This is a genomic window from Moorena sp. SIO1F2 (genome assembly GCF_010672755.1).
Lineage (GTDB): Bacteria > Cyanobacteriota > Cyanobacteriia > Cyanobacteriales > Coleofasciculaceae > Moorena.
On sequence record NZ_JAAHFV010000189.1, the window covers coordinates 1 to 12,400 of the forward strand.

Annotated in this window: 8 protein-coding genes and 2 pseudogenes; 4 read left to right on the top strand and 6 right to left on the bottom strand. The window is 43.5% G+C overall.

Annotated features, from left to right (window positions below; translation table 11 throughout):
- The 3 genes from F6J94_RS20580 to F6J94_RS20590 all read right to left on the bottom strand — a co-directional run.
- The coding region (locus F6J94_RS20580) for an alpha/beta fold hydrolase (protein WP_293043784.1) at positions 1-434 on the bottom strand (434 nt) is incomplete at its 3' end.
- Between the two features lie 297 nt (positions 435-731).
- Positions 732-1,439, bottom strand: a complete 708-nt coding sequence (locus F6J94_RS20585) for a bile acid:sodium symporter (protein ID WP_293043786.1) — start codon at positions 1,437-1,439, stop codon at positions 732-734.
- Positions 1,433-3,022: an acyl-CoA dehydrogenase family protein gene (locus F6J94_RS20590; RefSeq protein WP_293043788.1), complete on the bottom strand. Its 1,590-nt coding sequence runs from the start codon at positions 3,020-3,022 to the stop codon at positions 1,433-1,435. Before F6J94_RS20590 ends, F6J94_RS20585 begins: the two co-directional genes overlap by 7 nt.
- 228 nt (positions 3,023-3,250) lie before the next feature.
- Between F6J94_RS20590 and F6J94_RS20595 the strand changes: the two are divergent.
- A pseudogene (locus tag F6J94_RS20595) lies at positions 3,251-4,435 on the top strand (IS4 family transposase); the annotation flags it as partial.
- A gap of 506 nt (positions 4,436-4,941) precedes the next feature.
- On the opposite strand, the gene F6J94_RS20600 reads toward F6J94_RS20595, so the two are convergent.
- The gene (locus F6J94_RS20600) at positions 4,942-6,309 is read right to left on the bottom strand and encodes a chloride channel protein (RefSeq protein WP_293043790.1); all 1,368 of its coding nucleotides are present in this window, start codon (positions 6,307-6,309) and stop codon (positions 4,942-4,944) included.
- A gap of 906 nt (positions 6,310-7,215) precedes the next feature.
- Between F6J94_RS20600 and F6J94_RS20605 the strand changes: the two are divergent.
- The 3 genes and pseudogenes from F6J94_RS20605 to F6J94_RS20615 form a co-directional block, all read left to right on the top strand.
- Positions 7,216-7,452, top strand: a pseudogene (locus tag F6J94_RS20605) (IS1 family transposase); the annotation flags it as partial.
- Entirely contained in the window at positions 7,445-7,642 is a 198-nt protein-coding gene (locus F6J94_RS20610) for a hypothetical protein (RefSeq protein ID WP_293043792.1), read from the top strand. The pseudogene F6J94_RS20605 and the gene F6J94_RS20610, both read left to right, overlap by 8 nt.
- Positions 7,643-7,979: 337 nt before the next feature.
- On the top strand, positions 7,980-10,175 hold the full coding sequence (locus F6J94_RS20615; protein WP_293043794.1) for a transglycosylase SLT domain-containing protein: 2,196 nt from the start codon (positions 7,980-7,982) through the stop codon (positions 10,173-10,175).
- Positions 10,176-10,331: 156 nt separating this feature from the next.
- Here F6J94_RS20615 and F6J94_RS20620 read toward each other — a convergent pair whose 3' ends face one another.
- Entirely contained in the window at positions 10,332-10,991 is a 660-nt protein-coding gene (locus F6J94_RS20620) for a hypothetical protein (RefSeq protein ID WP_293043796.1), read from the bottom strand.
- 316 nt (positions 10,992-11,307) lie between these two features.
- Positions 11,308-12,339, bottom strand: a complete 1,032-nt coding sequence (locus F6J94_RS20625; RefSeq protein ID WP_293043798.1) for a bifunctional heptose 7-phosphate kinase/heptose 1-phosphate adenyltransferase — start codon at positions 12,337-12,339, stop codon at positions 11,308-11,310.
- Between the last annotated feature and the right edge of the window lie 61 nt (positions 12,340-12,400).

Sequence of the window (12,400 nt, forward strand, 5' to 3'; positions counted from 1 at the left end):
TGTTGTTTTGTTGTTGTTGTTGTTTTGAAGAAGGTTAGTTGGGTTTTCGTTTGCATGCTTTTGAGTGAGTTTTTATTCTCTCTGTGTGTGTATGTGTATGTGCGTGTGTGTGTGTGTGTGTGTGTGTGTGCACCGTAATCGTGAGCAATGCAATGGGCTTTTTCCAGATTCAGTGCGTCCATCAATCCGATCACATCAGCAGATAGGGAGGCGAGGGTATATTTATTTAAGTCTTCAGTTTTTTCACTCTGCCCATGACCAAGCCAATCAAGACAGATAACACGGTATCCAGATTGTATCAGAGCCGGAATCTGAAATCTCCATAAAGAACTGTCATCCGGCCATCCATGTAGTAGGATTACGCTATCGTTTCCATTACGCGAATCTTGGACATAATATTCACAACCGTTAATTTTGATATAAATTTCTTCCATATTCCCGTTAATCCGAACTTAGGTTGAATAAAACCAGCGAAAGTAGACTGCTACCAGCAGTGTAATTCCTAGCTCAACAATACCGAAAGCGATGACAGCACCCTCTATACCCATTTTTGGAAAATTCTCTACTGCAATCAGTAGTACAATTCCTAAGAGGTTGTCTGAGAAGTCTCATTTGCTACATCCAAGCCCCCGTTGGTCCCCCAATTTTGGGGGACTTTTAGAAGCAAATTGACTCTTGTTCCCCCCAAAGTTGGGGGGCTAGGGGGGCAAAATTCAGTATAAAAAAACTTTTCAGATATCCTCTAAGTTCCGCGAGGCAGTCGTCAAGGTCACTGATTTCCGCGTGCGAGTTTGAGAACCACCTAGTCCCCAACCACTGACCAAAGTCACGACGGTAAATAGTACCATAGCGGTAAACGACAGCCATCCAATACTAAAGAGTATGTCGAAATTTTGGCACAGAACCAGAACCAGGAGTGCTACAAACAGAATATCTGAGAGCATCTTGACTGGAGAAAGTAAGCGCTTGGCAAGTCGCACACTCTTGTGGCGAATAGCAAAACCAGTAAGTAAAGGAAGTAACTGAAAGAATACCAGGCTCCAAATAATGGGCAGAGTGTTGATGAGTGTATCTTCAACCCCAGCGTAACTTAAGTGAACCATCAAGGGTGTGATGCCCACTGCTAAGATCGATAAAGTAAATGTCAGGCCAATAGCAGAAGCCAGATCGCCACCAGCAATAACAGCTAATTTTGGTGCAAAGGGTGCTCCTGGGGCTGCTGATGCAAGCAAGAGAGTTACTGCTGTAGTTTTTGGTAAAGCAAGCCCCTGTGTGAGTAGCAAAGCCGCGATCGGTACAATCAGGAAGTTGATTAACAACGAACGTACTATCAAATCTGATTTGCGAAAAGTACGCAGGATATCCTCTACCGTAAGTTTAAAGCTAACCGACAGCATTAGGGTTGTAATGAATAATTGCAACAGAAATGTAACTAGCACGAGCAATACAGCATCTCATCTAATTCGCGTTCTTCTCCTGGGAGAGTCTGTTCAATTTCGCCAATTGCGTTGGAATAATCGGATATTAGCTCAGTAATAGTGTCAGAGCTAGACATTACCAGTTCTGCCGGTGTCCCAGATAAAACTCTTTCAAGTTTCTGTTCAAAATTAAGTTTTGCCCAAGTAACAGTACGATATAGACGCTCCGAACCAGAACGTTTAAAAGCACCTTCAACTGCAGCTAGTAGGATTGCTAGAGTAACTACTTCGCCAGTACAAGCATAGAGCCAGCGACTAGCGACACTCCTCTCGGAAAAAGGAATTTTAGAACTAGTGTAGCGAGCGTTAATTTGTTCCACCGCTACTTTTAAGATATCAGCAATTTGAGGTGCTTCCAGACCCTGGCAAATAAATTGGTATAATTCTTCGCTTTTATTGCTGATTTTAGAGCCAATAAACATATTCAAGGTTTCAGTAGGTCCTTCATAAATGCGAAGAATCCTAGAATCGCGCAGAAGTTGAGGTGCAATATTTGTTTCGATATAACCCCGACCTCCTAGCATCTGAACCAGGCTATCAGCCGCTTGCCAGAAGAACTCTGGACCAACTATTTTGCAGGCAGCATAAGCCTCTACAGGAATAGCACATCCGTCATCCAGTAGCTTAGCAATTCGAGTTACTAAGCTTTCAACAGCCATAATACCTTCTGTAATATCGGTCAATTTAGCCAGTGTTACTGGATTTTTTAGCAATTGACCTGTTGATATATTTCGGCGTTTTGCATAACGAAGCATTAATTGAGCGCAACGTTTCATTCCCCCAATACTAGCTGCTGTAATGCATAATCGCCCGTGCATCATCGCATCTTGGGCAGCTTTCATGCCTACGCCCATTTCACCTAACAAATGCTCTGAATCTATAGAAACGTTATCTAGATAAACAGCATTTTGAACCATACCACGCAACCCCATAGTCAGTGCTTCGGGACCTTGCCGTAGACCAGTGGTTCCTTGACGAACTACAAAACCACTAACTCCTAGGTATTGCCCTTCAGCATCAAAGGTCTGGACAAAAACATTGATTACGCTTGCCCATGCTGCGGAGCCAATCCAGATTTTTGTACCTTGCAATCGCCAACCTCCTTGACTATCGGGTGTGGCTTTTGCTGAAATAGCTTGAGGGTTTGACCCTGCTCCTGGTTCTGTGAGGGCAAAAGCAGCTAATTCTCGACCTGTAGCAATGAGGGGAAGAAGTTCATCTCTGAGTTGATCACCAGCATAGTTCATCAAGGGACGAATCCCAAGGACATTATGAACGCCAACAAATGAGGCCAAAGTCGGATCGATAGCCCCTAATTGCTGTATTACACGCAAAGTATCTTGATTACTCAGACCAATACCACCGTAGTTCGGTGGAACCTGCATCCCCAAGAGTCCACGATTTCCTAGATCGAGCACGATATATGGTGGGATGCAACGGCGTTCATCGATTAGCCGAGAATTGATGCGCTCATTTGCGTAGCTACGAAGCCACTCGAGTAAATCATCAGCACGTGCTTTGCTTTGTTTATCTTGAGATAACATCTGTTAATTGGTTCTTATTCCAAAACTATAACTCTTGACAAATCTTCATGTATTTGTTTTTATTAGTATTTTTATACTTACTTTATAAAGTAGTTTTACCTTCTAATGTAATCAGGTTTGTAGTTAACCCTAAATACCAAGTAATCAGTCGATCTAAGACCAGGTCTGGCAATAGTTTTGATAACCAAATATTGATCTTGGCATCTAATCCGACAACATATCGAGTTTTTGGCCTTTTCTCAATCAGTCTCAAGCTTGGGTACAATTATACCTCACGATCCCATAGCACAAGCGATTGAACAGAGCCAGAGTCAACATCAAAGAAAGCGTAGCCTCCCTACGGATGTAGTAGTTGCCCTGTTAATAGGGATGAGTTTCTGGGCAACTGACTCGATTGTCGATGTCTTCAAAAATCTGATGGCGGGACTGAATGGGACTTGGATTCGTCAGCTAGTCCGTCTAAAAACTCCAACTTCTTCATCAATTAGCGAAGCCCGCCAACGAGTTGGTCCAGCGGTAATGACTCGTTTATTTGAGTTAGTAGCACGTCCGATGGCAACAGTTAAAACTAAGGAAGCTTTCTTAGGTGGACTAAGATTGATGGCAATTGATGGCACTGTCTTTGATGTGCCCGACACCGAAACTAATAGCAGAGTTTTTGGCTATCCAGGAACGAGAAAGGGAACGAAAGCAGCTTTTCCGAAAGCCAGATTGGTGTTGTTAGTTGAGCTAGGGACTCATTTAATTACGGATGCCTTGATTAGTCCTTATCGAATCGGAGAAAGAGTCAGATCCAGAAAACTCCTTCGTGGAGTTGGACCGGGAATGCTTGTCATGTGGGATAGAGGATTACATTCATTTAGGATGGTGTTGGAAGCCCTTAAGCAAAAATGTCACATTTTGGGTCGTGTTCCTGCTAATGTTAAGTTTGAAGTCGTCAAAATTTTGCCGGATGGCTCTTATCTATCATGGATTGCTCCTGACCGAAAATCCAAGAAGAAAGGAGCTACCCGGAAACCGGTTCGGGTGATTGAATATGTGATAGAAGAAAACGGAGTTGAACAAGTATATCGTCTGATTACAGATTTGGTTGATGTGGATCTATTTCCGGCTCTGTTACTGGCTCAAGAGTACCACTGGCGCTGGGAAGCCGAGAATACTCTTGACGAAATGAAGACTCATCTCAACGGTCGAAAAACGTTGATTCGCTCGAATAATCCCCGTGAAGTTATCCAAGAAATTTATGGTTGGTTGTTAGCACATTATTGCATTAGATGCTTAATGTTTAAAGCCGCCGAAAAAGCTGAAATTTCTCCTTTAAGATTAGGATTTACTGGAACCCTCAGAATAATGCGTCGTGCTGTTCCCTTGTTTCAGCAGGCAGTACCAGAAGAGATAAATTTATTTATGAGCTGGCTAATTGCAGAGATTTTAGATAATCAAATCCCTGCAAGAGAGGGTATAATTAATCCACGAGTTGTCAAAAAGTCTCGGTCAAAATTCAATGCAGCTAAACCATACCATCGAAAACAAGGAACCAAATTACAACAATTAACCTTCAAGACGGTTAAAGTTGCTTAGATAAACAATGGTTTTGTTCTAACTCTTCAATTAAGTTACCTTATTATCAATTCTTCTGAGTTCTTCTTTCTTAGCCTCTTCTGATAGTTTGACACAAGGAAGGTAAAAATTCAGAATTAATCTGAGCCCTTGTTCGCGTAAATAACACGCGAACAAATACTTCCCTCTTTCCTTAACCGAGCAGTATTGGCCCAGCGCCTCCTAAGCGATGGCCGGATTGCCTGGGAAGTCTACACTGAACCCAACGGGTCAGTGTAGGAGCTGTCACCTAACTTCTCAACAAAAAAACTGATTTTGTTGACTGACTCAATCCTTTACTAAGTTAGACTTAAGTCTTCTTAAGCCATTACTGGGATACCCTCCTGACTACGCGATCGCTGAGTTTTCAGCAAAGAAATATTAGTAGTTAACAAGAAACTGGCAAAGCTAGCAATAGCAATAATTGGAAGAATCGATGTATCAGACAGAACGCTAAGAATAACCGTGCTACTGACCGGTGTTTTGGTGACCGCCACATTCACCGCTGCCATCAGGCAAAGCATAGCAATGGTGGGGTGAATTCCGGGTAAGGCGATGGAGATAGCTAAACCCAGATTGGCACCGATGAAAAATAGAGGAAAGATAAATCCGCCTCTAAACCCACCGTGGAGGGTAAAGCTGATCGCAAACATTTTTGCCAAGGCAATCCCCAGTAACATGGTTACCCCCAAAGTGGGACCTTGTTCAATCACTGTTTCAATTTGCTCCTCACTAAAAAATAGGGTTTGGGGAAAGAATACAGCAATCAACCCGATAGATAATCCGCCTAGTGTAGCTAGCAAAATGTGGCGATGTTCAATAGATTTAATCCAAGACTTGGTAAAGCGAAAGATATAGATAAACACGATAGCAGCTAATCCACCAGCAACCCCGAGTAATGCACCCTCAATTAAATTTAGCCAGGACAGAGTAGGTAATGTATCAAAAAGGTTAAAGCGGTAAATTCCTCCCACATCTAACCCAGTACCAAAGCGGAAAACAGAGAAGCTAAAAATTGACGCGACAATGGCTGGTACGATGGCTTCATAGTATTCCAGACTCCGGCGGTGGGGAATTTCTAGGGCAAACAATGCCCCCCCGATCGGCGCACCAAAAAAGGCACCAAGAGCAGCACTCATCCCGCAGAAGGTCAATATCCGGATATGGCTGATTGCCAGTTTAAGCTTGACTCCTAGCCAGCTACCTAAGCTACCATTAATCTGTACCAATGGTGCTTCTGGTCCTGCACTCCCCCCAGCGGTGATGGAAATTAGAGAGGTCACAATCATGCCAGGAGTTTGACGAGGCTCCATCCTACCTGGATCGTGGACTTTTTCGATCACCAACGCCATTTCACCGGGTAACCCCAAGAAGTAGAGGGATAAGCCCACGAAAAACCCACCAATGGTAGTGGCAATCCACACATAATTCCAAGAGGGTAGCCAACTCGGGAAATAGGGTTCTAGAAATTCGGGTAACCAATGCCAAACAAAATGCAAACACTGTTCTAGGACAAAATAGTAGCTAGTTGCTACTAATCCGCCAGCAATGCCAATTCCTGTAGCGCAGAGGATTAGCTTGATATAAGCTAGCTTGACGGGTTTATTGTCGCTATCTGATTTTTCCGTCTGATTAGTCCTTTGATTTACTGATGATACTTTAGCCGTCTCTGATGTCATTGTTGTCATGACCCAGTTGTCTTTTACGAAAATTGGTTATTTTTTCATCATGGACAACAAGAACTTAAATAGATAGAGTTACTATGTATGGAGTACATGAAATTAAATTGCTTTTTACATAAAAAATTGTTTAATGTATATTTTGCATAAATTTAAAATGTTTTTTGCATAAAGTAGTTTTCATAACCTTTAAAACTGACTTATCATTAACAATACAAACCCTGGATGAATAAGGGGTGATCGGTTAGGGGAATTTTGCCCTCGTCTAGTCTGATGGTTCAATACCTAACATTGATTGAGGTAAGCCTGACAACAGTTTGCCTGAGTCGGGGGTGTTGCTACAGACTACAACAAACCCTCCGAGTGCAACTCCTCTAATTGGTAAGCCAGATGCAGCAGCTAGTCCACAACTGCTCGCTTCAAATCATTGGTCTAGCTGCAAAGCACTGGCTTAAAGTTTTAGCTGTAAGCATTCAGCTGTAAAAAAAAACCAAAATTTGGGTTTGAGACGAAACCTTGGAGAGGGTAGCCAATGAGCGTCGGCAGGTTATGAGTAATAGTTTTAAGTCTTTTGTAATAAGGCTACCCTCTCCTACGGTAACTTTAAAGGACAGCAGCTGACAAGAAGTATCCCGGGATTTTAAACTTTATAGTTGGTGACCGTAGTGCTGAAACTTTTAAAAAGCTTTGGAAAATCGTAAAGCGATGCAGCGCGGTCTTGGGGAGGCAGTGCGGTCTTGGGGGTTCCCCCGGAGACGAAACCTTAGATAGTGGAGCCTTTATAGTTAGCAGGTTATGCAGAAAAGGGTTAAATATTTGTTAATAAGGCTCCACTATCTTACGGTAACTTCAAACCATGAGCAACTGCCGTGGTTTCCCCCATGAGCGACTGCATCAAGACAAGGCTGGCATAGCTTTTGGTATGTCACTGATAAATATATTGTTTATCAAATATTTATTGATGACATTGACCATTTAACAAAAAAAAGTTATATGACTAGAATCGAGAGTGAAAATACGAGATTGAGACACTACTTGGCTAGGCTACATCGACGAACTCTGTGTTACTCTAAATCTCAAGAGATGTTGAAGTTATCAATCAGGCTTCTTATTTATTATTTAAAGTTTCATACAATCCCAGTTTTTGCTTAACCATTCTATTATTCAGCAACACCTGGCGTTTTACCACAGAAGATGCACGAGTCAAACTCAAACACCAAAACCGCTGTTTTTGAAACTACTGATGAAGACTCCTCTGTCTAATGCACTCTTTAAGAGTGGTCATTCCACTACGCCACTCCCTATTCCCTACTCCCTACTCCCTGTTCCCTTCGCTAAATAACAAAATTATAGGCAATCTTACCATAAATCACCACAATTTCAAGTTATCCTTGTTCAAAGATGTGGGATGGGGCGCGGGAAGGGTGGGAATAATGTGCCTCATCAGGATGAGAAACAATATAGTTACCATAATACTTATCATAGTTATCTAGTTATTGCTGGCTTCGTGCTCTGTTAAATCTGACCAAGTCTGACCAATTCTGACTAAGTACGGTTTCAGGTTCTTAGCCAAGAAATTTTTATAATGGTTCATAACTCAAGAGGGAAACCAGATTCCCCTGGTGAAGGGTCATATGCTAAGAGACTTTCAACTGCTGAACTTTGTTGGGTGAGGATTTATGTTAAAAGAGCGTAAACAGCAATTTCGGTTATTGGCTGGAGCCATAGTGTTATTGGTATCAGTGTGCCTGGGAGTTGTATTCTTAGGTGTCACCGTAGCAAATCAACTAGAGGAAAAAGAGGAAAACAAGACTGCCAGCCAAGGCTTAACGGAGTCAACAGGCAAATCCGCTGTAGCACGGCTGGTTTCCCTGCCACCTCAACAACGAGCAACTAACCTAGATGCCTTTGCCTCCGGTCCGAAGTCTCGGGAACAGTATCGCGCCCGTTATCTGTTGGCATCGGATTTAATTCAACAAAATCAACCAGAACAAGCCCTAAACCATCTCGAAGGACTTGAGTCAGATTATCCAGTTTTAGCATCCCACGTTGCCCTCAAACGTGCTCAAGCTTACCAAGCCATGGGGGATAGGGAATCGGCTACAGGAGTTTGGCAAACTATCCTGAAAAAGTACCCCAACCAAGCAGTGGCAGCAGAAGCCCTTTATCATCTAGGCAAATCTAATCCTAAGCACTGGGACGATGCGATCGCAAAATTTCCCAGCCATCCCCGTACTCTAGAAATTGTCCGACAGCGCCTCAAAAACAATCCCAACCAACTCCCGTTACTATTAATCTTAGCCAAGCACACTCCTAAAGCCTTAGGAATGCAGGAGATCCGAGACCGGATCGTTGACAAATACGCTGACCAACTCACCCCCGAAGACTGGGAAATGATTGGCACTGGTTACTGGGAAACCTGGAAATATGGCAAAGCTGGTAAAGCCTACGCTAAAGCCCCCCGCACTCCCCGCAATCTCTACCGGGCAGGTCGAGGGCTTCATTTAGATACCAAAGCAACCAAAGGCAAAATCTTTTATCAACAGTTAATCAGCGCCTATCCCAATGCCAAAGAAACCGGATTAGCCTTAAGGCGTCTTGCTAGTATCTCTAAGCGAACAGAAGCCTTAGCTTATCTGGATCAGGTCATCCAGAATTATCCCGATGAAGCTCCTCAAGCCTTGCTCGACAAAGCCAAAATCCTAGAAAAGCTCAACAGCAAAGTTTCTGCTGGCCAAGCTCGGAAGTCGGTATTGACCCAATATGCTAGTTCTGATGCTGCGGCTAATTATCGTTGGCAAATGGCTCAAAAAAAAGCAGCAAAAGGCAAGCTACAACAAGCATGGCAATGGGCGCAACCGATTACCACCAACAATCCCGATAGTGACATCGCTGCCCAAGCTGGCTTCTGGGTAGGTCGATGGGCAAGTAAGTTGGGGCGTCCTAATGATGCTAAAGCTGCCTTTGAGCATGTACTAGCTCGTTATCCAGAATCCTACTATGCATGGCGGTCGGCCAACTATTTAGGCTGGAATGTAGGGGACTTCACCTCCGTGCGCTACTTAATGCCAAAAGTGGTCAGACCCCAAGCTAGACCTTTACTAACCGACGGTTCTGCTACTCTCAAAGAACTGTACAAGCTTGGTCAAGATCAGGATGCTTGGGCTCTGTGGCAAGTGGAATTAGGAGACCGTAAGGAACTCAGTGTCTCAGAGCAATTTAGTGATGGTTTATTGCGGCTAGGGATTGGGGATAATCTCAAAGGCATTAACCAAGTCTGGAGCTTAAAACGACGAGAGACTCCCCAAGAAAAAGCCCAATGGGCAGCACTGCGTGACGACCCAAAATACTGGCATGCTCTATTTCCCTTCCCTTTCCTAAATTCAATTGTTAACTGGTCTGGTCAACGGGAGCTTAATCCCTTACTAGTAACTGCCTTAATTCGCCAAGAGTCTAGATTTGAACCAGAAATCCGTTCCGTTGCTGGTGCCATGGGTTTAATGCAAGTGATGCCAGCAACAGGTAGTTGGGTTGCCCAAAAAATCCAGTTGAAAGAATACAATCTTAAAAACCCTGATGACAACATTAAATTGGGGACATGGTATCTAAGCTTTACCCACCAACAAAATAGTAATAACTCCCTATTAGCCGTTGCCAGTTACAATGCCGGTCCCGGTAATGTATCCAAATGGGTGAATAGATACGGTTTTAGTGACCCCGACGCCTTTATTGAAAAAATCCCCTTTCGAGAAACCAAAGGTTACGTGAAAACAGTGTTTGGTAATTATTGGAATTATTTGCGACTCTATAATCCTGATATTTCCCGGATGGTAGAAGCTCACGCTGCTACTAAATCCGTAGCAGCATCTAATTAATTTTAGGTTTTAGGTTTTAGGTTTTAGGTTTTAGGTTTTAGGGAGTCGGGAATAGGGAGTCGGGAATAGGGAGTCGGGAAGAAATAAGTCCCTGTTCCCTATTCCCTATTCCCTTTAAATCCACAAAACCTGAAACTCTAAATACTACTGAAACAATTAAACCCGTTTTGAGCAGTTCTTTAGTAATGAGCTAGTCCCCAAAGCAGCTAATCCTAAGAAACCTAACAGTGATGTGGTTTCAGGAACAGGGGCGGGCTGAACATCAAGACTTTGGCTAACTGGTTTAAAAAGACTGGTTACATCTATACCATTAGCATCAATTGCAGAAGTAACAGTAATTGCTAAGTCAGGCAATCCATCATTCTTCAACCCAGGCAGTACTTGGTCAGTTGTCCTCACTATCTCTAAGATAGAGTCTGGAGAAACTCCAATTGAATCACTACGTTGAAAAAGTACTGTAGGTATTCCAAAGGGTGGGTTTTCTACTAGGCTCCCGCTAAAGTCTGAAAAGGCAGCTATATCTGCATCTGTCCTAAATCCTTCTAAAGTAACAAGCTCAGTACTATCTTGTTCTACAAGAATGTCCAATGACTGTAAATTAGCGGTGAGACCGCTAGTATCTAACACGAAAGAGAAATCAATGGTGTCACCAACATTGACTTGGAGGTCATTGATGGCATCTTGGTCTAATTGTGATCCAATCGGAGTGAATGATACAGAGGCTCCATAAGCTGGAGTAACTGCGATGGGCGAAGCCGCGCCAAAGGCGATCGCTCCCAGGAATACTAAAGAAGCACTAATGTGAGTTAATTTCATATGTATTGATATAAAAAACTACTATCAATAGTTAATCAAACATTCCTGGATTTAATCTTGAAGAGTCAGTAAAGTTAACTAAAAGATTAAGTGATGAAAGGAAAAAATTACGGTAAATGCGATCGCAATCTGAATAGTTTATGCGTAAGCATTCAGCTATCAGCTATCAGCTAATGCGCTACGCGCACGCTACGCGAACAGCCAAAGGACTGTCGCCACGCTACCGGAACAGTTTATGCCCATAGCGCACGCTACACCGAACAGCTTTTGAATAAAATAAGCTGACGGCTGACGGCTGACGGCTGAATGCTATAGTTTATTCTTCAAGCTCCAACAATCCCCGTAAAGCCTCTTTCATCTCATCCTGACTAGTAGTTGCTGTCCCAAACTGACGCACCACAATGCTAGCGGCCAAATTCCCCAAAACCGCTGCTTCCCAGTAAGAAGCCCCCAGACACAAGCTCAAGGTCAGGGCTGCTACCACCGTATCCCCAGCACCAGTTACATCAAACACATCGGTGCGATTAAAGGCTGGGATATGCTCAACCTTACCATCACGACCAAACAAACTCATCCCCTGTTCACCACGAGTAATCAGAATTTCTTCCCCTTGAGTCAGTGCCAACAAATCTCTACCAGCTCTCAACAAATCCTCAAAACTCTTAATCCCATAGCCCACTGCTCGCTCCGCTTCTGGCAGATTGGGAGTAAATACTCTAGCGCCATGATAACGGTCCAGATCCTTCTGAGTATCTACAATGGTGCGGTCGTGAGACAAAACCGCTTCAATCACTGGTGGTGTAAACACACCATCTCCGTAATCAGAACAAACTACAGCATCCACCTGACCTAAATGCTGTTGTATTTGTGCTGCCAACTCTAACTGCTTATCCCGGTCTGGCAATTCATCTGACTTGCGGTCTATTCGCACAATCTGCTGAGTGACCGACTGACGGGCATGACCAGCAATCCGGCTTTTGGTCACAGTTGGTCGGTCTGGATCAATCACGATCGCACTAGTATCAATCCCCACCTCTTCAAACATCGTCCGCAGCACTTGCCCTTGAGGATCTTTACTCAAAAACCCAGCTACCTTAACTTCTGCTCCTAGCTTAGCCAGATTATACACAGCATTTGCCCCACCACCAGGAGTTTGACGAGTGGTTTCATGACGTATAATTAACACTGGTGCCTCTCGTGAAATTCGTTCCACTTCACCTGTGAGAAACTCATCAAGAGTTAAATCACCAACCACCAGTACCTTAGATTGCTTAAAACCATCAATTAGCTCAAACAAACGTTGAGCTGAAGCAGTTAGTTGAGTTTTGAAAGACGCAAATTCAGTCATATAGCAAAGAGAGTCGGGAGTAGGGAGTAGGGAGTAGGGAGTAGGGAGTAGGGAGTAGGGA

What these genes read in the sequence shown, in the direction of transcription:
- F6J94_RS20600 (WP_293043790.1), bottom strand. Translation starts at nt 6,309, where the DNA reads ATGACAACAATGACATCAGAGACGGCTAAAGTATCATCAGTAAATCAA.
- F6J94_RS20620 (WP_293043796.1), bottom strand. Translation starts at nt 10,991, where the DNA reads ATGAAATTAACTCACATTAGTGCTTCTTTAGTATTCCTGGGAGCGATC.
- F6J94_RS20615 (WP_293043794.1), top strand. Translation starts at nt 7,980, where the DNA reads ATGTTAAAAGAGCGTAAACAGCAATTTCGGTTATTGGCTGGAGCCATA.
- F6J94_RS20590 (WP_293043788.1), bottom strand. Translation starts at nt 3,022, where the DNA reads ATGTTATCTCAAGATAAACAAAGCAAAGCACGTGCTGATGATTTACTC.
- F6J94_RS20625 (WP_293043798.1), bottom strand. Translation starts at nt 12,339, where the DNA reads ATGACTGAATTTGCGTCTTTCAAAACTCAACTAACTGCTTCAGCTCAA.